The following is a 22210-nucleotide window of genomic DNA, read 5'->3' on the forward strand; positions in this document are numbered from 1 at the left end:
AAATTTATAGCGAAAAGTCGTTGTAGAATTCGTTCCATCGTAGGGGAGTCGCCAAGCTGGTTAAGGCACTGGATTTTGATTCCAGCATGCGAAGGTTCGAATCCTTCCTCCCCTGCCAAAAAACCAAAACCCTGCTCATTGCAATGAGCAGGGTTTTTTGTTTGCGTGCTTGGGAGGCATGCAAGCGAGCCCAACGCTTTCAGTCATGCGCGATCGGGGCATTCAGGTAGCGCTATCGCGCAGCCAGCCTTGCTGGACGGCACAAGGCGCAGTTGTCGGAATTGGGAGGCTGTTTGCACTCTGGTGGGTTCAGGCGTTACCGAAAGCGACGCACCAGGTCGAATGATGCATAAGGGTAAGTACTTGCCTTTCACAGATATTTGCGACAAACCAGCCAAACTTACCGAGTGTTTTCGCCGTATCGTCGGCGGCATCAATGGGCGCGGGAAAACAACCATTAGACTCCTCGCTCTTTTGTGTCGCTGTTACTCGGTGAGCGCACTTGGGTCCTTGTGAATGAGCTTGACCGCTCGCCCACAGCAGAGATCTGGTTTTGGCCGGAGTCACCCTGGAGTACTGCAGTGCGCCCTTGCCATGGTCACAAGCGCAGGCAAGTGCAGATATGTTGAATATCTTGCCTGATTGAAACAAATGTATACAGATTTGCCATCTGAAAAGACAAGCGCACTACCAGGCTGGGTTAGCTGACACAATGATTGACTGTTGGGTGTAGCTGAGGTTTGCTCCACATTCGGGCGAGGGCGAGCAGCAACAGCAGTCGCTCGGCGCAATGCATGGCTGCAGGTGGTGGCAGAGAGTTCTTGGGGTTTGTGTTTAACGCAGCGTTTGCGTAAGTGCACGGCAAGATTTGGATAGACAAGGTATGGAATATCGACTGGATGAAACGGACCGCCAGCTGCTGCGCCTGCTGCAGACCAACGCGCGAGCCTCGACCGCGCATTTGGCTCGGCAGATGAATCTGGCTCGGACCACGGTGGTCGCTCGCATCGCCAAGCTGGAGCAGGAAGGCGTGATCGCCGGCTATGGCGTTCGCCTTGGCTCGCGCATGGAGCAATCTGCCGTGCGTGCCTACTGCGGTATCCGTGTTCAGCCCAAGACGGCAACTTCGGTGATGCAGGCGCTTAACCGCTTCACCGAGGTGGAAGAGGTGTCGGCCGTCAGCGGGCAGTACGACTACATGGTGTTTGTGCGCTGCGAGAGCAATGAGAAACTGGATGCGCTGCTTGATCGTATCGGCCTGATCGACGGCATTCAGCAGACCTATACCTCGGTGGTGCTGAGCCGCAAGATCGACCGCCGCACCACGGCCGAGGTCGTGGGCGAGGCTTAGACACCCCGAACCACCATCTGACGCTCACATGCAAAACGCCCGGTTTGCGCCGGGCGTTCTGCATTCTGTTTTGGAAGGAGAGCAGGGCTGCGCTCCTTCTCGACGGCCCGACGCGCTCAGTCCACAAAGACCTTGGGCGCGCCTGTCTGCATGCGGCCAATCACTGCAGCGTCGCCAAATCCGCTGTCGGCAAAGACCTTGAGTACTTGCTGGACAGCATCCGCCGCACAGGAAACAAGCAGGCCGCCAGAGGTCTGAGGGTCGGTCAACAGTGCTTTCTGAGCGTCTGTCACGGTTGATGCCAACTGGATGTGCTCACCATAGGATGCCCAGTTGCGCCCCGATGCGCCCGTGAAAATGCCTTGCTCTGCAAGCGCCTGAACGCCGGGCAGCACGGGCAGCTTGGCGCTTTCAATGCGTGCACTGAGCTGGGCACCACGGGCCAGTTCCAGGCCGTGGCCCAGCAGGCCAAAACCGGTCACGTCGGTCAGCGCGTGCACGCCCTCGAGCTTGGCAAGCTCGGCGCCGGGGCGGTTGAGCTTGGTGGTTGCATCCACCATGGCGCGATAACCTGCATCATCGAGCAGATTCTTCTTGAGCGCCGCCGAGAGAATGCCCACTCCCAGCGGCTTGCCCAGAATCAGCACATCGCCGTCCCTGGCATCGGCATTGCGCTTCATCTGCTTGGGGTTGACGATGCCGATGCCGACCAGGCCGTAAATGGGCTCGACCGAATCGATCGAGTGGCCGCCCGCCAGTGGAATGCCTGCATCGCGGCAGACCGATTCGCCGCCCTCCAGAATCTTGGCAATCACATCGTGCGGCAGCACATTGATGGGCATGCCTACAATGGCCAGCGCCATCAGCGGCGTGCCACCCATGGCGTAGATATCGGACAGCGCGTTGGTGGCGGCAATGCGGCCAAAGTCATAGGGGTCGTCGACGATGGGCATGAAAAAGTCCGTCGTCGCCACAATGGCCTGCTCGTCATTGATCCTGTAGACGGCCGCGTCGTCTGCAGTTTCTGTGCCTACCAGCAGGTCGGGGAAAAACTGCTTGGGCAGATTGCTTTTGGCCAGCAACTCCGACAGCACGCCGGGTGCGATCTTGCAGCCACAGCCGCCGCCGTGGGACAGAGAGGTCAGGCGCGGGGTTATGGGGGAGGAAGTACTGGTGGATGTGGTGGAGTTCATGGCTGTAGGTTAACTTGCAGTCACCGCAGTGCTGCACTGTTCATCCCTAGTTAGGGCTAGAGCGCAGGTGTTTTGAAATCCTGCTTGGCAGGAATCCATTATCGGCCTCGATAAACAAGCACGGGCTGCGGTGTGTGATCTGGCGATGGCTGGTCTGGATTGTGGTGATCCAGCTTTGCTGTCGATTCTGGTCAGCCGAAAGCAGCTCTGGCGCGTTAAGGACTGAAGCGTTTCCGGGTTGAAGCGCGATCTCGCCGGCCCACGGTGATCTATATCGAGCATGGAGACATATGTCCAATCGCACTTCACTCACCCGCAGCCTGGCAGCCTTGGCGCTGGTTTGCGCAGCGGGTGCCGCCCAGGCACAGGCCTATATCAGCGGCTCCATCTCAGGGCAGCTGGCACCTGGGGTTTACGGTCAGGTCAATATCGGTAATGCACCGCCGCAACTGCTGTATGCCCAGCCGATGTGGGGCGGCCCGGTAGTGCCGCAGGTGCAGCCCATCTATATGTGGGTGCCGCCCGGCCATTCGCGCAACTGGCGCCGCTACTGCGGCCGCTACCATGCCTGCGGTCAGCCGGTCTATTTCCTGCGCAATCCGCCACCTCATTGGCGTGCCGCCCCGCCGCCGCCCCACCATTACGAGCGACGCGACTGGCATGACGACCGCCGGGACCATAGGGGCTGGGATAGAGACGATCGCCGCGATCGACGCGACTGGGACAGGCATGATCGCGATGACCGGGGGCGCGGCCATGGTCATGGGAATGGGCGTGGGCATGGACGCCATGACGACTGAATTAGGGGTTAACCACTAAATCCACTGTTGCTTATGCACAGCAACGAAGGCTGAATGCTATTAAAAAAATAGCAATCAGCCTTTTCTTTTTGTTGACTACATGCTTTGTTTGTAGGTATTTATACGTGTTATGAGTGGGTGCTTTGCTATGCCTTTTTGGCATAGCTGCTAGCGGAGGGCTTGCCTAGTGGGAGGGCGCAGGGCTACCGACAATAGTCCCATTCGTTTTGACTAGATGGTTGCCCTGATGCAAGCCCACCTTGTCGAGCGTCCTGTCCTGGCGGTGCGGCTTGGCCGCAACGCGACGGGAGTGGCTCGAAAGGCCTCAAAGGCCGGGACGCGGCATTCGGGATTGCGGGGCAGCCATGGCATCCACTTCAGGAGTCTTCCGGCATGAGCGCAGCACTCAAAGGCATTTCTTCCATGGCAACCCGTCAGGTCCTTGCAGATCTGGTCGCAGCCTGGCAGGCCCAAGGCGGCGAGCCAGTGCAGATCGAATCCGTGGGTGGTGTGGATGCTGCGCAGCGCGTGCAGTCCGGTGAGGAAGCCTTTGATGTGGTCTTCCTGGCCTCCAACGCCATCGACAAGCTGCAGGCCGCCGGCCGAGTGGTTGAGGGCAGCAAGGTGGATCTGGTGCTCTCCAGCACCGCCGTGGCCGTGCCTGCCGCTGCGGCCCAGCCCGATATCGGCTCGGAAGAGGCTGTGCGCGCTGCCGTGCTGGCAGCGCCCAGCATTGGTTACTCCACCGGCCCCAGTGGTGTGGCGCTGCAAAAGCTGTTCGAGCGCTGGGGCATTGCCGACGAGATCAAGTCTCGCATCGTGCAGGCCCGGCCCGGCGTTCCCGTGGGCTCCATGATTGCTTCGGGCGAAGTGGCGCTGGGCTTTCAGCAACTGAGCGAGCTGATCCATGTTGAAGGCATTCGCATCGTGGGCGGCCTGCCTGCCGCGATTGCCATCGACACCGTGTTTTCGGCCGGCGTTGTGACGGGCTCGGCCCATGCGGATGCCGTGCAGCGTCTGCTGGCCTTCATGGCTTCGCCTGAAGCCGAAGCGGCCAAGCGCCGCCAGGGCATGGAGCCCGCTTGAATTGATTCGTGTCCAGGCGGGGGCCTGGCACTGACACCCCATCCAGCAAAAGGGCAGTCATAGCCCTTTCGTGACGGACGTACCAGATGCCTTTGAGGCTTTGGCGCCAGCCGCGAGACAGGAGATAGAGGCGACAAAGAGAGGCAACTGAGATACCAAATATGACTTCGCAAACTAGCAAACAGAACACCGACCCGACGGTCGTCAATGTGCAGACCGTGCTCAACGAGAGCCCGTTTTCACGCTTTCAGTGGGGGATCTTCTTCCTCTGCTTTTTGATCGTTCTGCTCGACGGTTTTGATACCGCCGCCATCGGCTTCATCGCACCTTCGCTGCTTGGCGAATGGGGCATCGACAAGTCCCATCTGGGGCCGGTGCTGAGCGCGGCCCTGTTCGGCCTGGCGTTCGGCGCTCTGGGCGCGGGTCCGCTGGCAGACCGCGTGGGCCGCAAGACCGTGCTGATCATCGCGGCGGTGGTGATGGGCGGTGCATCGATTGCTTCCGGCCTGGTGCACGACCTGCAGGCTCTGACCATCTGGCGCTTCATCACCGGCCTGGGTCTTGGCGCTGCCATGCCCAACGCCATCACGCTGATGAACGAATACTGCCCTGACAGCAAGCGTTCCTTCATCACCAACTGCATGTTCTGCGGCTTCCCCATCGGCTCGGCCTTTGGCGGCTTTATCGCCGCCTGGATGATTCCGCATTTCGGCTGGCGCAGCCTGCTGATCGTGGGTGGCGTGGTGCCCCTGATCCTGGCCGTGCTGATGATCGTGATGCTGCCCGAGTCGGTGCGCTTCATGGTGCTCAAGAACTATCCGGCAGACCGCGTGCGCAAGGTGATGGTGCGCATCGCCGCCGGCACGCGCAATGCTGCGCGCTTCGTTTTGAACGACAGCAGCGCTGCTGCCGCCCAGGCACAGCAGGGTCCTCAGGGCCTGCGCCTGGTGTTCTCGCAGAAATATCTGGTCGGCACGCTGGCCCTGTGGGTGACGTATTTCATGGGCCTGGTGATCGTCTACGGCCTGGTCAACTGGATGCCTGTGCTGTTCAAGGAAGCGGGCGTGCCCTCCAGCCAGGCAGCCGTGATTGCCGCACTGTTCCAGCTCGGCGGCGTGGGCGCGATCTTTGTCGGCCTGCTGATGGACCGCTGGAATGCCAATCTGATCATCGCGACGGGATACTTCCTGACCAGCCTGGGCGTGGCCTTCATCGGCCAGGTGCTGGGCGGCGGCGTGGGCATGCTGGTGGCTTCGGTCTTCATTGCCGGTTTGCTGATGAATGCGGCACAGTCGTCCATGCAGGCCCTGGCTGCCGAGTACTACCCCACGGAATGCCGCGCCAGCGGTGTGTCCTGGATGCTGGGCATCGGCCGCTTTGGCGGCATTGCAGGCTCCTTCCTCGTGGCCGAGCTGTCGCGCCGTCACCTGGAGCTGCCGCAGGTCTTCATGGTGGTTGCCATTCCTGGTGTCATCGCTGCGCTGGCGCTGCTGGTCAAGAACCGCTATGCCGGAGGCGCACCGCGCACCTCCATGCTGGGCCTGGGCGGCGCGCACTGAACTTTTTGATAGACAAATTATTTTGAACGGAGCTTGAAGATGATCATTGACGTACACGGTCACTACACCACGGCGCCAGCGGCCCTGGGCGCATGGCGCGATCTGCAGATCGCCGGCCTCAAGGACCCGAGCAAGACCCCGTCGGTGGCCGATCTGAAGATCAGCGACGATGAAATCCGCGAGACCATCGAGACCAACCAGCTGCGCCTGATGAAGGAGCGTGGTTCCGATCTGACCATCTTCAGCCCCCGTGCCTCGTTCATGGCGCACCACATCGGTGACTTCCAGACCTCCAGCACCTGGGCCGCCATCTGCAACGAGCTGTGCTTCCGCGTCAGCGAGCTGTTCCCCGACCACTTCATTCCCGCCGCCATGCTGCCCCAGTCGCCCGGCGTGGACCCTGCAACCTGCATCCCAGAGCTGGTCAAGTGCGTGGAGCAGTACGGCAACGTTGGCATCAACCTGAACCCCGATCCTTCGGGAGGCCACTGGACTTCGCCCCCGCTGTCCGACAAGAGCTGGTACCCCATCTACGAAAAGATGGTGGAGTACGACATCCCCGCGATGATCCACGTCTCCACCAGCTGCAACAGCTGCTTCCACACCACGGGCAGCCACTATCTGAATGCCGACACCACGGCCTTCATGCAGTGCCTGACTTCGGATCTGTTCAAGGACTTCCCGACCCTGAAGTTCCTGATCCCCCATGGCGGCGGCGCCGTGCCTTATCACTGGGGCCGCTTCCGCGGTCTGGCGCAGGAGATGAAGAAGCCGCTGCTGGAAGAGCATCTGCTGAACAACATCTACTTCGACACCTGCGTCTACCACCAGCCCGGCATCAACCTGCTGACGGAAGTGATTCCGACCAAGAACATCCTGTTCGCCAGCGAAATGATCGGCGCCGTGCGCGGCATCGATCCGCAGACCGGTCACTACTACGACGACACCAAGCGCTACATCGAAGCCACGCAGAACCTGACGGCCGATGAAAAGCACGCCGTCTACGAAGGCAATGCCCGCCGCGTGTTCACCCGCCTGGACAAGGCGCTGAAGGCCAAGGGTCTGTAAATTCTCAAAAAAGGGAGCGGCTACCGCAGGTAATGAAACGTTTTCAGTATGAAAACTATTCAAATCTGATGTATAGCATGCGATAGAAGCTCACTTTTTTGATTCAATCACGTCAAAGCAAAGAGGTATTTCCATGTATGAACTGGGAGTTGTCTACCGCAATATCCAGCGCGCCGACCGCGCTGCTGCTGACGGCCTGGCCGCCCTGGGCTCTGCCACCGTGCACGAGGCCATGGGCCGCGTCGGTCTGCTCAAGCCCTATATGCGCCCCATCTATGCCGGCAAGCAGGTCTCTGGCACCGCCGTCACGGTGCTGCTGCAGCCCGGCGACAACTGGATGATGCATGTGGCTGCCGAGCAGATTCAGCCCGGCGACATCGTGGTCGCTGCCGTCACCGCCGAGTGCTCCGACGGCTACTTCGGCGACCTGCTGGCCACGAGCTTTCAGGCGCGCGGCGCACGCGCCCTGATCATCGATGCCGGCGTGCGCGACGTGAAGACGCTGCAGGAGATGGACTTCCCGGTCTGGAGCAAGGCGATCTCTTCCAAAGGCACGATCAAGGCCACCCTGGGCTCGGTCAACATCCCCATCGTCTGCGCCGGCATGCTGGTCACGCCCGGTGACGTGATCGTGGCCGACGACGACGGCGTGGTCTGCGTGCCCGCCGCGCGTGCCGTGGAAGTGCTGGCCGCCGCCCAGAAGCGCGAAAGCTTTGAAGGCGAAAAGCGCGCCAAGCTGGCCTCGGGCGTCCTCGGCCTGGATATGTACAAGATGCGCGAGCCCCTGGAAAAGGCCGGCCTCAAGTACATCGACTAATCGGAACATCGGTCCTCAAAAATCATTACAACAGGAGCAACCGCATGTTCTCTTCCTTCAAATCTTCCGTGAACCTCTCGCGCCGTCACTGTCTCGCCGCTGCGGCCAGTCTGGCTGGCGCCAGCGCCCTGGGCCTGGGTACTGCCGGCAATGCGCTGGCGCAGGCTGTCAAGGCCGCCGCCGGGAACAAGGGCACGCAGCTGGTGCTGCTGGGCACCAAGGGCGGCCCGCGCGTGGGCGGCGAGCGCTCCAACCCTGCCAGCGTGCTGCTGATCGACGGCGAGCCGTTTGTCGTCGATTGCGCCTATGGCGTGGCGGCCCAGCTGGTCAAGGCCGGCATTGCGCTGCCGCGTCTGAGCAAGGTGTTCATCACCCATATGCATTCGGACCACAACCTGGAATACGGCCCCTTGCTGTATTCGGCCTGGGCTGCCGGCCTGCGCAACCAGATCGATGTCTGGGGGCCGCCGACGCTGGATGCGATGACCAAGGCCTTCATGGAGTCCATGAAGTTCGACATCGATATCCGCATCCCCGACGAGAGCAAGCCCGATCTGCGCAAGATGGTGAACACGCACGAGTTTTCCAAGCCCGGCGTGATTCTGGAGAACGACAAGGTCAAGGTGACGGCGGTGCGCAATATTCACCCGCCCATTGCGGACTCGTTTGCGCTGCGCTTCGACACCAAGGACCGCTCGGTCGTCTTCTCGGGCGACACGACCTACTGCCCGGCCGTGGCCGAGCTGGCCAAGGGCGCCGATGTGCTGGTGCACGAGGTGATCTATGTGCCCGCCGTGGACGCCATGGTCAAGCGCGTACCCAATGCCGCCACGCTCAAGGAGCATCTGCTGGCATGTCACACCACCTCGGTGGATGTGGGCCGCATCGCTGCGGCCGCCGGCGTCAAGAAGCTGGTGCTCTCGCACATCGTGCCGGGCGACGACCCCAGCATCACCGACGAAATGCTGCTGTCCGATGTGCGCCAGCATTTCAAAGGCGATGCCGTGGTGGGCAAGGATTTGATGGTGATCTGATCACTTTTTCAAGATAAGGACTGGATTGATATGAGCCAATTTGAAAAGACCCCCGGCTGGCTGGACTGGTATGCCAACCCCAGCAAGCCCCAGTTCAAGCTGCCTGCCGGCGCTGTGGATGCGCACTGCCATGTGTTCGGCCCCGGTAACGAGTTCCCCTTTGCCCCCGAGCGCAAGTACACCCCCTGCGACGCCAGCAAGGCCCAGCTGTATGCACTGCGCGACCATCTGGGTTTTGCACGCAATGTGGTGGTGCAGGCCACCTGCCACGGTGCGGACAACCGCGCCATGGTCGATGCCTGCAAGTCCTCGGGCGGCAAGGCCCGTGGCGTGGCCACGGTCAAGCGCTCCATCAGCGATGCCGAGCTGCAGGAGTTACATGACGCCGGCGTGCGCGGCGTGCGCTTCAACTTCGTCAAGCGCCTGGTGGACTTCACGCCCAAGGACGAGCTGATGGAGATCGCGGGCCGCATCGCCAAGCTGGGCTGGCATGTGGTGATCTATTTCGAAGCCGTGGATCTGCCCGAGCTGTGGGACTTCTTCACCGCGCTGCCCACCACCGTGGTGGTCGACCACATGGGTCGCCCCGACGTCACCAAGGGCGTGGACAGCGAAGAGTTCGCCCTGTTCCTGAAGTTCATGCGCGAGCACCAGAACGTGTGGAGCAAGGTGTCCTGCCCCGAGCGCCTGTCCGTCACCGGCCCCAAGGCCCTGGATGGCGAGCAGAACGCCTACCAGGACGTGGTGCCTTTCGCGCGCCGCGTGGTCGAGGAGTTCCCCGATCGCGTGCTCTGGGGCACGGACTGGCCGCACCCCAACCTGAAGGACCACATGCCCGACGACGGCCTGCTGGTGGACTTCATTCCCCATATTGCTCCCACAGCAGAGCTGCAGCAAAAGCTGCTGGTGGACAACCCCATGCGTCTGTACTGGCCCGAAGAGGTCTGACGGAGTTCCGGCGACACATACACCCGGAAACAGGCCGCAGCCTTGTCGCATGGGCTGCGCCATCCGTAAACGAGGAGAATTTATGGCTTTGGAAAAACCGTATCTGGACGTGCCCGGCACCATCATTTTCGATGCCGAGCAGTCCCGCAAGGGCTACTGGCTCAACCAGTTCTGCATGAGCCTGATGAAGGCCGAGAACCGCGAGCGCTTCCGCGCCAACGAGCGTGCCTATCTCGATGAGTGGGCGATGACCGAAGAGCAGAAGCAGGCCGTGCTGGCGCGCGACCTGAACTGGTGCATGCGCACCGGCGGCAATATCTACTTCCTGGCCAAGATCGGCGCCACCGACGGCAAGAGCTTCCAGCAGATGGCCGGCTCCATGACCGGCATGACCGAAGAAGAGTACCGCGCCATGATGATGGGCGGCGGTCGCTCGGCCGAAGGCAATCGCTACGTGGGCGAGGACGGTGATGCGCAGGCACACCATCAACCCCAGGGCAGCGCAGGCAACCAGAACAAGGAAGGCAACTAAGACATGGCACGCATCACCGCATCCGTTTTCACCTCGCATGTGCCTGCCATCGGCGCTGCCATGGACATGGGCAAGACCCAGGAAGCCTACTGGGCTCCCCTGTTCAAGGGCTATGACTTCTCGCGCCAGTGGATGAAGGACAACAAGCCCGACGTGGTCTTCCTGGTCTACAACGACCACGCCACGGCCTTCAGCCTGGACTGCATTCCCACCTTTGCCATCGGCACGGCTGCCGAGTTCCAGCCCGCCGACGAAGGCTGGGGCCCGCGTCCCGTGCCCAAGGTGGTCGGCCATCCCGATCTGGCCAGCCACATCGCCCAGTCCGTGATCCAGCAGGACTTCGATCTGACCATCGTCAACAAGATGGACGTGGACCACGGCCTCACGGTGCCGCTGTCGCTGATGTGCGGCGAGCAGGACCCCAAGACCGGCTCCTGGCCCTGCCCGGTGATCCCCTTCGCTGTGAACGTGGTGCAGTACCCCGTGCCCACCGGCCAGCGCTGCTTCAACCTGGGCCGCGCCATCCGCAAGGCCGTGGAGAGCTACGACCAGGACATCAACGTGCATATCTGGGGCACGGGCGGCATGAGCCACCAGTTGCAGGGCGCGCGCGCGGGCCTGATCAACAAGGAATGGGACAACCAGTTCCTGGACCTGCTGATCGAGAACCCGCACGGACTGGCCCAGATGCCGCATATCGACTATGTGCGCGAAGCCGGCTCGGAAGGCATTGAGCTGGTGATGTGGCTGATTGCGCGCGGCGCCATGTCCGATGTGGACGGCCCCGCACCGCTGCCCAAGGTGGCGCACCGCTTCTACCATGTGCCCGCATCGAACACCGCGGTGGGCCATCTGATCCTCGAGAATCAGTGAACGTTTCACCACGTTCGCTGCTTCGCGTATTCACTGCCCCCTGTGGGGGGCTTCGCCTCCTTGAGGCGGCTCTACGGAGACCCAAATCATGAGCAAGACCATCAAAGTAGCGCTGGCTGGCGCGGGTGCCTTCGGCATCAAGCACCTGGACGGCATCAAGAACATCGACGGCGTGGAAGTCGTCTCCCTGGTCGGTCGCCGCTTTGACCAGACCAAGGAAGTGGCCGACAAATACGGCATCAAGCATGTGGCAACCGATCTGGCCGAAAGCCTGGCGCTGCCCGAAGTCGATGCCGTGATCCTGTGCACGCCCACGCAGATGCACGCCGAGCAGGCCATTGCCTGCATGAAGGCCGGCAAGCATGTGCAGGTCGAGATTCCTCTGGCCGATGCCCTGAAGGACGCGCAGGAAGTGGCCGAGCTGCAAAAGCAGACCGGTCTGGTGGCCATGGTGGGTCACACCCGCCGCTTCAACCCCAGCCACCAGTGGGTGCACAAGAAGATTGAGGCCGGCGAGTTCAACATCCAGCAGATGGATGTGCAAACCTACTTCTTCCGCCGTACCAATATGAATGCGCTGGGCCAGGCCCGCAGCTGGACCGACCACCTGCTGTGGCACCATGCCGCCCACACCGTGGATCTGTTTGCCTACCAGGCCGGCAGCCCCATCGTCAAGGCCAACGCCGTGCAAGGCCCCATCCACAAGGATCTGGGCATCGCCATGGACATGAGCATCCAGCTCAAGGCCGCCAACGGCGCGATCTGCACGCTGAGCCTGTCGTTCAACAACGATGGTCCTCTGGGTACCTTCTTCCGCTACATCGGCGATACCGGCACCTATCTGGCCCGCTACGACGACCTGTACACCGGCAAGGACGAAAAGATCGACGTCTCCCAGGTCGATGTCTCAATGAACGGCATCGAGCTGCAGGACCGCGAATTCTTCGCCGCCATCCGCGAAGGCCGTGAACCCAACTCCAGCGTGCAGCTGGTGTTCAACTGCTACAAGGTTCTGCACGACCTGGAGCAGCAGCTGAGCGCGGATTGATCAGCGCGGACTGATTGCCTGGCGCCTCTCCGCACGAAAGCCCCCGCAGCCTGTGGCTGCGGGGGCTTGTTTCATTGCGCAAAGTCTCTGTCGCGGGAGATCGTGATCAGGCTCTTGCCTGCCCGAATCCAGGCCCTATACCCTATGCCGAGGTTATGCCTCCCAAGAACCATGGCGCAGCTGACGGGGGGATTGGCCAAACCAGCGCTGGCACGCTCGGGTGAGCACGGCCTGGTCTGAATACCCCAGCAATTGCGCGATATGGCCCAGGCTCAGCTCGGGCTGTGCCAGCAATTGGGCCGCCCAGGTCTTGCGCGCGGTATCGCGCAGCTCTTCAAAGGCTGCGCCTTCCGCTTGCAGGCGCCGCTGCAGGGTGCGCGGGTGCTGGCTCAGGGCGCGTGCCGCCGAGGGCAGGTCGGCCATGCCCATGCGAACCAGATTGGCCAGCGCGCTGCACACCTGGTCCGTCACACTGGTATTCCTGCCTGGCGCGGCTCCCAACAGGAAACGTTCGACAAACTGCTGCAGCAGCCGATTGTGGCGAGGCATGGGCTGACGCCAGGCCAGCGGGTCGATGGCAATGCCGTCAAAGCTGGAGCCAAAGCGCGGCAACTGCCCCAGGTGCCGTCGGTATTGCGCGCTGCTGCCCACGGGGGCGTGGCGCAGATGGATGGCCGCGGGGCGCAGCGCGCCTTCGGACAGCACATGGATCAGGCGGCACATATAGGCCACGCAGATTTCCGTGCCCTGGGGCATGGGGGCGTGGGAGGGCAGGCGTGACAGCACTTCCACGCATTCCAGCCCCTCGTCAGGCGCCATGAAGGTTCTGTAGCTCAGGGTGGGGTTGTGGAAGTGGACGTACTTTCCACCCTGCATCATGCCCTCACGCACGGTGGGCGCGGACTGTATGACCAGCCCCAGCAGGCCCAGGGTTTCGACACCTTGCTGCGCGCACAGGCGCAGCCCGAAATCGTGCACGCCCAGCACGCAGGCGGCTTCCTCTATGACCAGGGCCACGGCGTGGCTGGGCAGGTAGCGCTCGGGGTCGGCCAGATCTTCCGGCACCAGGCCGCATGCGCGCAGGATGGCGGCGGGGTCGCCGCCCTGTGCGCGCACCAGGTCTTCAAAGCCCGCGAGCGAGGCGGCGCGGACACTGGTCATAACGGCGGAATCAGCGTGTTTGGCAGGCATCGGGGTATGTACTGCATGTCGTTCAACATCAAAATCCTGTCGCGCAAACACAAGTTTTGCCAGAGGGCTAGACCTAGCATGGCTGCGTGACAGACACGATTGACGCAAGTCGGGCCCAGGCTGGAGCTTCACCTCAAGGCCGTGATCCCTGCTCATTCCTGTCGGCTCACGCCCCAGCAGATAAGCAGGAGACACCCGGTATGGCACAGCATTTCGACTCTCTCATCATCGGCGCCGGTATTTCCGGCATTGGTGCGGCCCGTCATCTGCGCGAGCAGTTCGCGGACCGCAGCCTGGCCATCCTCGAAGCCATGGAGGGCTTTGGCGGCACCTGGTGGACGCACCGTTACCCGGGGGCGCGCTCGGACAGCGACCTGTTCACCTATGGCTATGGCTTCAAGCCCTGGACAGGCAATGCCATCGCCACGGCGGACGAGATTCGCCACTACCTGGCCGAGACCATTGAGGAGAGCGATCTGGCCCCGCTGATCCGCTACGGCCACAAGGTGCAATCGGCCCGCTGGTCCTCTGAAGACAGGCTCTGGACATTGGAAGTCACCCAAAGCGGCTCGGACGAGGTGCAGACCTTCACCACCGGCTTCCTCTGGGTCTGCGCCGGCTACTACGACCACGGCCAGGGCTATACGCCCGAGTGGCCTACGCTCAAGGACTTCAAGGGCCAGGTCATTCACCCGCAGCACTGGCCGCAGGACCTGGATTACGCGGGCAAGCGCATCGTGGTCATAGGCTCGGGCGCCACGGCGGCCACGCTGATCCCCAGCCTGGCGCCGGATGCGGGCCATGTGACCATGCTGCAGCGCTCGCCCACCTTTTTCCTGCCCGCGTCCGAGCATCCGCTGGTGCCGCTGCTCAAGCCTTTGAACCTGCCCGAGGACTGGTACCACGAGATCATGCGCCGCGCCTTCATCGCGCGCACCGACGAGATCGTGCAGACCTCGAGGCAACACCCCGAAGCGATGCGCGCCTTCCTGCTTGGCGAGATCCGGTCGCACCTGCCCGAGGGCTTTGACATCGACAGGCACTTCAACCCCGGCTACCGCCCCTGGCAGCAGCGCATTGCCGTGGTGCCCAACGGCGACTTCTTCCAGGCCATGCGAGAGGGCAAGGCCTCGGTGGTGACGGACACCATAGAGAACTTCGACGCCAGCGGCATCCAGCTGACCGGCGGCGGGCATCTGGACGCCGACATCATCGTTACTGCCACGGGCTTCAATCTCAAGCTTTTCGGCGGCATTGCGTTCAGCGTGGATGGCGCGCCGGTGGATTTTCGCGAGCGCATCTCCTACCGGGGCGTGATGATCGAGGGCGTGCCCAATATGGCCTACACCCAGGGCTACTTCCGCTCCAGCTGGACGCTGCGCTGCGACTTGGTGTGCGACTGGGTGTGCCGCCTGCTTGCCCATATGCACGAGCAAGGCCATGCCGAGGTGCGGCCCACCGTGGCTGCAGCCGATGCCGGCATGCAGCGCCTGTCATGGATAGAGGCCGACAACTTCAACGCCGGCTATGTGCTGCGTGCGCAGGATGCCATGTTCGGCCAGGGCGACCGCCAGCCCTGGAGGCACGACCTGGAGTACGCAGAAGAGCGCGTGGTTCTGTCCTCCGCATCGCTGCAGGACGATGCCTTGGCCTATCGCTAGGTCCACCCCCGTATCCGTTCCCTCACTCTTTATAACGACAGGAGATTTCACCCATGGCTCTCGATCCACATCTGGCCGGCGTCCTGCAGCAACTGGCCGCTGCCAACAGGAAAGCCACCGCAGACGGCACGCCCGAAGAAGGCCGTGCCGGCTATCTGGCGCTGACCCGTGGCTCGCTCACACCGCAGCAGATCGTGCCCGTGGCCAGCGTTCAGGACATCACCGTGCCCGGCGGCGCGGGCCCTGTGGCCGCGCGCATCTATCGGCCCGAAGGCGCTGGGCCTTTTCCCACCGTGGCCTATTTCCATGGCGGAGGCTATGTCATCGGCAACCTGGACACGCATGACAATATGTGCCGCGAGATCTGCCGTGGCGCGCGGGCCGTGGTGGTGTCGGTGGACTATCGGCTTGCCCCCGAGCATCCCTTCCCCGCAGGCATAGAGGACGCCGTGGCTGCCGCCAGATGGGTGGTCGCCAATGCGCATGAGCTGGGGGGCAGCGCCACCGTGGCCGTGGCCGGCGACAGCGCTGGCGGCAACTTCTGCGCCGTGGTGACGCAGCAGCTGCGCGATGCGGGCATTGCCCTGGCTGCGCAATTCCTCATCTACCCTGCGGTAGACCATGCCGCCGCCCAGTACGCCAGCGCCGAGGAGAACGCCAAGGGCTATTTCCTGGAAGCCGAGACCATGGCCTGGTTCTACAACCATTACGCCGGCACCTGCCCCGATGCGCTGGATCCGCGCCTGGCGCCGCTGCAGGCCAGGAGTCTGACGAACCTGCCACCCGCCGTGATCGTGAATGCCGAGTTCGATCCGCTGCGTGATCAGGGCGTGGCCTATGCCCAGGCGCTGCGTGCTGCGGGCGGGCAGGCCGAGCTGATTGAAGGTGCGGGAATGATCCACGGCTTCTTCGACATGGGCCGCTGGTCGCCCGGCGCGCAGGCTGTCATCACGCACAGCATCGAGCGCTTTGCCGCGCTGCTCGATACAAGAGCTCACTGAGGAGGCCCGCGATGACCCATGTGAATCACCTCACCGTCCTCGGTTCGGGCGTGCTGGGCGGTCAGATTGCCTGGCACAGCGCATTCAGGGGCAAAACCGTTGCCGTCTACGACATCTCGGAAGATGCGCTGGAGCGCTGCCGCGCCGCACAGGCGCACTACGCAGCCATCTATCTGACGGAACTCGGGGCGAGCGAAGCCGACATCGAGGCCACGCGCCAGCGCCTGAGTTTTGGCACAGACATGGCCCGGGCCGTGGCCAAGGCCGATCTGGTCATCGAGGCCGTGCCGGAGATCCCGGATGTCAAGACCGGTGTCTACCAGCAGATGGCGCCGCTGCTTCAGGCCCACACCGTGGTCGCCACCAATTCGTCCACCTTCTTGCCCAGCGATTTCGCGGCGGCCACGGGCCGGCCCGAAAAGTTCTGTGCGCTGCACTACGCCAACTACATCTGGTCGGCCAATGTCGTGGAAATCATGCCGCACGCGGCGACGGCCCGGGCCACGCTGGAGACCGTCACCCGCTTCGGCCTCGAGACCGGCATGGTGCCGATTCCCATCGCCGTGGAGCACAACGGTTATGTCATCAACACCTGGTTCCCCGCACTGCTCAAGGCGGCCCAGACGCTGGTGACCAACGGCATCGCCACGCCCGAGGATGTGGACCGCACTTTCCTGATTGCCAACCGCGGTGCCCGCATGGGGCCGTTCGGCATGATGGATATCGTCGGCATGAAGACTTGCTACGACGTGTCCTCCTACTGGGGCCGGCTGCAGGGCGATGCGCAGCAGCTGGCCAATGCCGAATACGTCAAGACCCAGTTGATGGACAAGGGCCGTACCGGCATGCTGGCGGGCAAGGGCTATTACGACTACCCGAATCCGGCTTATGCAGCAGCGGACTTTCTCGCGGTGCCAGCGCTGTCGCAGCTATCCGGCATCGTCGACCGCTGTACTTCAGGAGCCTGAGCCCTTGGTGCACCTATACGGCGACGGCGCATGCGGCCCTGCCCGTGCGCCTGTGCCTGTGTCTGTGCCTGTGTCTGTGCCTGTGTCTGTGCCTGTGTCTGTGCCTGTTGCGGCAGTGAGGCAGTGCCGGGCAGGCACCTGACGAGCACGGATTTTGATGCGGACTTTATTTTGGCTTGGCATCGGCCATCGACGAACCGGAATGCGGCTGCTGGAATAATATTGCTCCAGCTTGTATAGCGGCCTGCGCCCGCGCTTGGTTCGGTTGAAGGCCTTTGGATGCATAAGGAAAGTTAATGGAAAACCGCAAAATCGGCCCATTCAGCGTCGCCAATGTCGCGCTGGGCTGCATGAACTTCTGCCATGCCTACGGCAACCCCGTCTCTACCGAGCAGTCGCACGCCGTGCTGCATGCGGCTCTGGATGCGGGCGTGACGCTGTTCGACACCGCCGCACTCTATGGCTTTGGCGCCAGCGAATCGCTGATCGGCCCTGTGCTCAAGCCCCATCGCAACCACATCACCCTGGCCAGCAAATGCGGCATGGCCGGCGTGCGCGGCGAAGACGGCGTGATGCGCCGCGTCATCGACGGTCGTCCCAAAACCCTGCGCCAGAACTGCGAAGACAGTCTCAAGCGTCTGGGCACCGATGTGATCGATCTCTACTATCTGCATCGCTGGGATAAGAGCGTGCCCATCGAAGAGTCGGTGGGCGAGATGGCGCGCCTGAAGGAAGAGGGCAAGGTTCGCGCCCTGGGCCTGTCGGAAGTGGGAGCCGATGCGCTGCGCCGCGCGCACAAGGAGCACCCGATTGCCGCGCTGCAAAGCGAATATTCGCTGTGGTCGCGCAATGCAGAACTAGGCACGCTTGCCGCCTGCAAGGAACTGGGCATTGCCTATGTGGCCTTCAGCCCCATGGGCCGCGCCTTCTTCAGCGGCAAGTTGCAGCAGGTGGACAACCTGGTCAAGGGCGATATCCGCGCCACCATGCCGCGCTTTGCCGGCGAGGCCTATGCGCAGAATCTGCGCCTGCTGGCGCCCATGCAGGCCGTGGCGGACAAGGCCGGCTGCACGCTGGCCGAGCTAGCCATCGCCTGGGTGCTGCACCAGGGCGAGCATGTGATTGCCTTGCCCGGCACCACCAGCGTGGAGCATCTGCACGAAGACATTCGCGGTGGCCGCGTCCATCTCGACGCCGAGCTGCTGGCCGAGCTCGATGACATCTTCAAGCCCGAAGCCATTGCCGGCGACCGCTATGCGCTGCAAGGCCAGGGCGAGGTCGATACCGAGAAATACGCGTTTGAAAAGCGCCCAGGCTAGTGCCTTTGCGGACGCCCGGTCAGGGACGCCCGGTCAGGGGCGGTCTGCGGCGTTGCCTGGCCGGCCGCGCGAATCCTCGCAATAGCACGGCTATTGCTGCGGTATCGCGCCCGGGGGGGCCGCCCCCTAGCATCCCATCCCGCGAAGGCCCTAGCGCGGAGGGGAGCGTAAACAGGTTCTGGTTTGCTTCAGGTTTGGGGCAGGGCGTGCAGTGGAATGTCCCTGTCCTGCGCCAGCTGCATCAGCTCAGCGCAGCTGCGCACGGCCAGAAACCGGGCCACGCCCTGATGAATTTCGGGCTTGCGCATATCGGTGGGGTGGCTGAATAGCAGGTCTGCCGCTTCGCACAGGCGCTGTGCAAAGTGGGGCTCCAGCGCGGCCACGGCCACGATGCCGTCGGCACAGGGATAGATGCGGTAGCCCGCATGGGCGCCGCCGACATCGCCCGCGGGCTGGGTCAGGCCCCAGTGCCAGGGCAGGGCCAGCCATTGCGCGGCCTGGGCCAGACCGACCTCGCGCACTATGCCGTGCCCGCTGCGGCTGCTGACAAGCACGGCCTGGAGCACGGCTTCGCTGGCCATCAGCGCCCCCGCCATATCGGCAAACAGGCTGGGGGGCAGGGCGGTGCTGTGCACGAGGCCCGCTTCGGCCTGATAGGTGAGGTCGTGGCCGGGGACATCGGCCAGCTCGCCCGCGCTGCCGACCACGCGCACCAGCGACAGCCTGGGGTAGCGCTGCTGCAGGGCTTCCCAGCCCAGGCCCAGCTTGCTCAGGGCCGAGGGACGGAACGAGGTCAGCAGCACATCGGTTTGCGCCAGTTGCTCATGCAGACTGGCCTGGCCTTCGGCGGTCTTGAGATCGGCCTGCAGGGTTTGCACCTTGTCATGCATCTGCGCGTAGGCATCGGGGCAGTAGAGGCCCATGGGGTCGGCGCTGCGGCCTGAGCCAGGGGCCAGAGGCTCGAGCTTGCGGCAATCGGCTCCCATGCTGGCGCAGCGCCACAGGGCGGCGGGGCCGGGCAGGTTCAGAGCCAGGCTGAGTATGCGAATTCCTTGCAGGGGCTGAATGGCGGTGCTGGGCATGAGTGGGCGTATTCCTTGTCTGGACTTGTGCAAGCCAGGGTGGCATCAGGATGGCTTGCTTGAAGCGAAGCCCTTGCCTGAGCCTGTTTGACGTGAGTGGTGCTTGTTCAACTGCTTGTGCAACTGCTGTTGTAGTGCAAGCCGGGCCCTGACCCTGGCACTTTCAGGACAGTCTGTTGCGCTGGCGATGCTTTCAGGTGCTGTTGCGCTGTGGCAAGCTTGCGCTATCTGCAAAAAATGCCCCTGGGGGGCGTGTTCGATTGACCGAGATGCGTAGACGTACGCTTTTGTCCCTGGGCGCAGCCTCCGTGCTGGCCGCCGGCGGGGGCTGGAAGGCTTTTTCCATGAACTCCACTTCTTCTTCCCTGTTGCCCGAGCAGCTGCTGCAGCAGCTCAAGCCTTCGCCGCGCATGCCGGTGATGTTTCTCGGCCACGGCAGCCCCATGAATGTGATCGAGGACACGCACTGGCGCCAGAGCTGGAAGGCGCTGGGCCAGGAGCTGATGGCCAAAGGCATTGCGCCGCAGCTGATTCTCTGCGTCTCGGCCCACTGGCTGACCGAGTCCGACTGGGCGCTGACCGGCATGGCCCAGCCGCGCACGATTCATGACTTCGGCGGCTTTCCGCAAGAGCTGTTCGATCAGCAATATCCGGCGCCCGGTGCGCCCGAGGTGGCCAGACAGCTGGCGGCCGAGCTGCATTCGCCACTGGACGGGTCAGCCCTGCTGGTGGACCAGAAATGGGGTTTTGACCACGGCACCTGGTCGGTGCTGCTGCCCATGTTCCCCGAGGCCAGCATTCCCGTCATGCAGCTGAGCATGCCCTATGGGCTGGCGCCCGAAAAGCATTTCGAGATGGGCCGCCAGCTGCGTGCGCTGCGCGAGCGCGGCGTGCTGATCGTGGGCAGCGGCAATGTCGTGCACAACCTGCGCGCCATGCAGCGCGGTGCCAGCGACAACCAGGCCTATGATTGGACGATCCAGTTCGACACCGAAGTGCAGCAGCGCCTGGACAGCGGCAATCTGGCTGATCTCAGTACCTTCCTGGACTGGGGTCCGCAGGCCCGTCTGGCCCATCCCACCCACGACCACTATCTGCCCCTGCTGTATGCGGCAGGTGCTGTGCAGGAGGGTGAAGCGCCGCGCGTGTTCAACACGGCCTACCAGTATGCGGCGCTGTCCATGCTCTCGGCTATCTGGGGATTGAGCGCATGATAAATATTTTGATAGCTTACTGCGTTTGATGTGCAACGTTTTCAGATGCTTTTCTATCTGAAAACAATATGGGTAAAGCGCTAGCAGCTATCAAATATTGAACGGACCCTGAGGTAGGCACCGAAGCCGTCACCGAAGCAGCCATAAAAAAAGAGCAACGGATTGAAACTCCGTTGCTCTTTTGCTTTCAGGGACCAGGCCCCGAATCGTGAGCTTAGATCACGGCGGCGATGGCCTTGCAGACATAGTCGATGTTCTTGCTGTTCAGCGCAGCCACGCACATGCGGCCGGTGTCGGTGCCGTACACGCCGAACTCGGAGCGCAGGCGCACCATCTGGTCCTTGGACAGGCCGGAGTACGAGAACATGCCGATCTGGGTGGTGATGAAGGACATATCCTGGGTCACGCCGGCAGCCTTCAGACCGTCGACCAGCTTCTGGCGCATGGCCTTGATGCGCACGCGCATCTCGCCCAGTTCCTTTTCCCACAGAGCGTGCAACTCGGGGTTGTTCAGCACGGCTGCCACGACGGCGCCGCCATGGGTGGGAGGGTTGGAGTAGTTGGTGCGGATGACGATCTTCAGCTGCGACAGCACGCGAGCGGCTTCGTCCTTGTCGGAGGCCACCACGGACAGGGCGCCCACGCGCTCGCCGTACAGGCTGAAGCTCTTGGAGAAGGAGGTCGACACGAAGATGTTCAGGCCGGCGGCCACGAACTTGCCGATCACGGCGCCGTCTTCGGCGATACCGTGGCCAAAGCCCTGGTAGGCCATGTCCAGGAAGGCGACCAGGCCCTTGGCCTTGACGACGGCAATCACTTCATCCCACTGAGCGGCAGTGATGTCGTAGCCGGTGGGGTTGTGGCAGCAGGCGTGCAGTACGACCACGGTGCCGGCAGCGGCAGCGTTCAGGTCGGCCAGCATGCCGGCGAAGTCGATGGAGCGGGTCGCTGCATCGTAGTAAGCATAGGTGCCGACTTCAAAACCAGCGTTGGTGAAGATGGCCTTGTGGTTTTCCCAGCTGGGGTTGGAGATCAGGACCTTGGCGTTGGGGTTGAGCTTCTTGAGGAAGTCGGCGCCGATCTTCAGGCCGCCGGTGCCGCCGATGGCCTGCACGGTGGCCACGCGGCCGGACTTGACCACGTCGGACTCGGCTCCGAACACCAGGGCCTTGACGCCGTTGTCATAGGCGGCGATACCGTCGATGGGCAGATAGCCGCGGGCGGTAGGCTTTTCCATCATGGCCTTCTCGGCGGCCTGCACGCACTCCAGCAGGGGCAGCTTGCCGTTGTCGTCGAAGTACACGCCCACGCCCAGGTTCACTTTGTTGGGGTTGGAGTCAGCGTTGAATTGCTCGTTCAGACCCAGGATGGGGTCGCGGGGGGCCATTTCGACGGCGGTAAACAGAGACATGAAAAAATCCTTGAGGGATGGAAATAAGTCAGGTCACCCCCAGCTACTGCTCCG

The 22210-nt window shown here is 62.7% G+C and carries 20 protein-coding genes and 1 tRNA gene; 17 read left to right on the plus strand and 4 right to left on the minus strand.

Features of this window, described 5'->3' with window-relative positions:
- Positions 1-41: 41 nt before the first annotated feature.
- Positions 42-118 (plus strand) — tRNA-Gln (locus CTATCC11996_RS10475).
- Between the two features lie 765 nt (positions 119-883).
- A complete protein-coding gene (locus CTATCC11996_RS10480) occupies positions 884-1351 on the plus strand; it encodes an Lrp/AsnC family transcriptional regulator (protein WP_003067511.1) in 468 nt (155 codons plus the stop codon).
- Positions 1352-1467: 116 nt separating this feature from the next.
- Here CTATCC11996_RS10480 and selD read toward each other — a convergent pair whose 3' ends face one another.
- Positions 1468-2544, minus strand: coding sequence for a selenide, water dikinase SelD (gene selD / locus CTATCC11996_RS10485; RefSeq protein WP_003075858.1), 1077 nt, complete (start codon positions 2542-2544; stop codon positions 1468-1470).
- A gap of 290 nt (positions 2545-2834) precedes the next feature.
- Between selD and CTATCC11996_RS24985 the strand changes: the two genes are divergently transcribed.
- The 10 genes from CTATCC11996_RS24985 to CTATCC11996_RS10535 all read left to right on the plus strand — a co-directional run bounded on the left by CTATCC11996_RS24985 (position 2835) and on the right by CTATCC11996_RS10535 (position 12309).
- Complete coding sequence (locus CTATCC11996_RS24985) at positions 2835-3344, plus strand: hypothetical protein (protein ID WP_003075861.1); 510 nt, start codon at positions 2835-2837, stop codon at positions 3342-3344.
- Between the two features lie 393 nt (positions 3345-3737).
- Positions 3738-4430, plus strand: a complete 693-nt coding sequence (locus CTATCC11996_RS10495) for a substrate-binding domain-containing protein (protein ID WP_003075863.1) — start codon at positions 3738-3740, stop codon at positions 4428-4430.
- Between the two features lie 161 nt (positions 4431-4591).
- Positions 4592-5989 carry an MFS transporter gene (locus CTATCC11996_RS10500; RefSeq protein ID WP_003075865.1) on the plus strand — a complete coding sequence of 466 codons (1398 nt, stop codon included), beginning with the start codon at positions 4592-4594 and terminating at the stop codon, positions 5987-5989.
- Positions 5990-6028: 39 nt separating this feature from the next.
- Positions 6029-7057 carry an amidohydrolase family protein gene (locus CTATCC11996_RS10505; RefSeq protein WP_003067554.1) on the plus strand — a complete coding sequence of 343 codons (1029 nt, stop codon included), beginning with the start codon at positions 6029-6031 and terminating at the stop codon, positions 7055-7057.
- Between the two features lie 133 nt (positions 7058-7190).
- On the plus strand, positions 7191-7874 hold the full coding sequence (ligK, locus tag CTATCC11996_RS10510) for a 4-carboxy-4-hydroxy-2-oxoadipate aldolase/oxaloacetate decarboxylase (RefSeq protein WP_003075867.1): 684 nt from the start codon (positions 7191-7193) through the stop codon (positions 7872-7874).
- 44 nt (positions 7875-7918) lie between these two features.
- Positions 7919-8908: an MBL fold metallo-hydrolase gene (locus CTATCC11996_RS10515; RefSeq protein WP_003075869.1), complete on the plus strand. Its 990-nt coding sequence runs from the start codon at positions 7919-7921 to the stop codon at positions 8906-8908.
- A 30-nt stretch (positions 8909-8938) separates the two neighbouring features.
- Entirely contained in the window at positions 8939-9856 is a 918-nt protein-coding gene (locus CTATCC11996_RS10520) for an amidohydrolase family protein (protein ID WP_003075871.1), read from the plus strand.
- An 82-nt stretch (positions 9857-9938) separates the two neighbouring features.
- The gene (gene ligA / locus CTATCC11996_RS10525) at positions 9939-10388 is read left to right on the plus strand and encodes a protocatechuate 4,5-dioxygenase subunit alpha (RefSeq protein WP_003067559.1); all 450 of its coding nucleotides are present in this window, start codon (positions 9939-9941) and stop codon (positions 10386-10388) included.
- A gap of 3 nt (positions 10389-10391) precedes the next feature.
- Positions 10392-11261, plus strand: a complete 870-nt coding sequence (locus CTATCC11996_RS10530) for a class III extradiol dioxygenase subunit beta (protein WP_003075873.1) — start codon at positions 10392-10394, stop codon at positions 11259-11261.
- An 88-nt stretch (positions 11262-11349) separates the two neighbouring features.
- Positions 11350-12309, plus strand: coding sequence for a Gfo/Idh/MocA family oxidoreductase (locus tag CTATCC11996_RS10535; protein WP_003075875.1), 960 nt, complete (start codon positions 11350-11352; stop codon positions 12307-12309).
- Positions 12310-12462: 153 nt separating this feature from the next.
- On the opposite strand, the gene CTATCC11996_RS10540 is transcribed toward CTATCC11996_RS10535, so the two are convergent.
- Entirely contained in the window at positions 12463-13470 is a 1008-nt protein-coding gene (locus CTATCC11996_RS10540; protein ID WP_236597827.1) for an AraC family transcriptional regulator, read from the minus strand.
- Between the two features lie 230 nt (positions 13471-13700).
- Here CTATCC11996_RS10540 and CTATCC11996_RS10545 point away from each other — a divergent pair, with 230 nt between their 5' ends.
- The 4 genes from CTATCC11996_RS10545 to CTATCC11996_RS10560 all read left to right on the plus strand — a co-directional run bounded on the left by CTATCC11996_RS10545 (position 13701) and on the right by CTATCC11996_RS10560 (position 18449).
- Positions 13701-15161 carry a flavin-containing monooxygenase gene (locus tag CTATCC11996_RS10545; RefSeq protein WP_003075879.1) on the plus strand — a complete coding sequence of 487 codons (1461 nt, stop codon included), beginning with the start codon at positions 13701-13703 and terminating at the stop codon, positions 15159-15161.
- Between the two features lie 53 nt (positions 15162-15214).
- Positions 15215-16162: an alpha/beta hydrolase gene (locus CTATCC11996_RS10550; protein ID WP_003075881.1), complete on the plus strand. Its 948-nt coding sequence runs from the start codon at positions 15215-15217 to the stop codon at positions 16160-16162.
- A gap of 11 nt (positions 16163-16173) precedes the next feature.
- Positions 16174-17130: a 3-hydroxyacyl-CoA dehydrogenase gene (locus CTATCC11996_RS10555; RefSeq protein ID WP_003075883.1), complete on the plus strand. Its 957-nt coding sequence runs from the start codon at positions 16174-16176 to the stop codon at positions 17128-17130.
- Between the two features lie 296 nt (positions 17131-17426).
- Positions 17427-18449: an aldo/keto reductase gene (locus tag CTATCC11996_RS10560; protein ID WP_003075886.1), complete on the plus strand. Its 1023-nt coding sequence runs from the start codon at positions 17427-17429 to the stop codon at positions 18447-18449.
- 188 nt (positions 18450-18637) lie between these two features.
- Here CTATCC11996_RS10560 and CTATCC11996_RS10565 read toward each other — a convergent pair whose 3' ends face one another.
- On the minus strand, positions 18638-19531 hold the full coding sequence (locus CTATCC11996_RS10565) for a CoA transferase (protein ID WP_003075887.1): 894 nt from the start codon (positions 19529-19531) through the stop codon (positions 18638-18640).
- 287 nt (positions 19532-19818) lie between these two features.
- Between CTATCC11996_RS10565 and ygiD the strand changes: the two genes are divergently transcribed.
- Complete coding sequence (gene ygiD, locus CTATCC11996_RS10570) at positions 19819-20745, plus strand: 4,5-DOPA-extradiol-dioxygenase (RefSeq protein WP_003075889.1); 927 nt, start codon at positions 19819-19821, stop codon at positions 20743-20745.
- Between the two features lie 214 nt (positions 20746-20959).
- Here the strand turns inward: ygiD and CTATCC11996_RS10575 are convergent, their stop codons facing one another.
- Positions 20960-22156: an amino acid aminotransferase gene (locus tag CTATCC11996_RS10575; RefSeq protein ID WP_003075891.1), complete on the minus strand. Its 1197-nt coding sequence runs from the start codon at positions 22154-22156 to the stop codon at positions 20960-20962.
- Positions 22157-22210: the final 54 nt, after the last annotated feature.

The sequence above is a fragment of the Comamonas testosteroni ATCC 11996 genome (genome assembly GCF_000241525.1).
GTDB lineage: Bacteria > Pseudomonadota > Gammaproteobacteria > Burkholderiales > Burkholderiaceae_C > Comamonas > Comamonas testosteroni.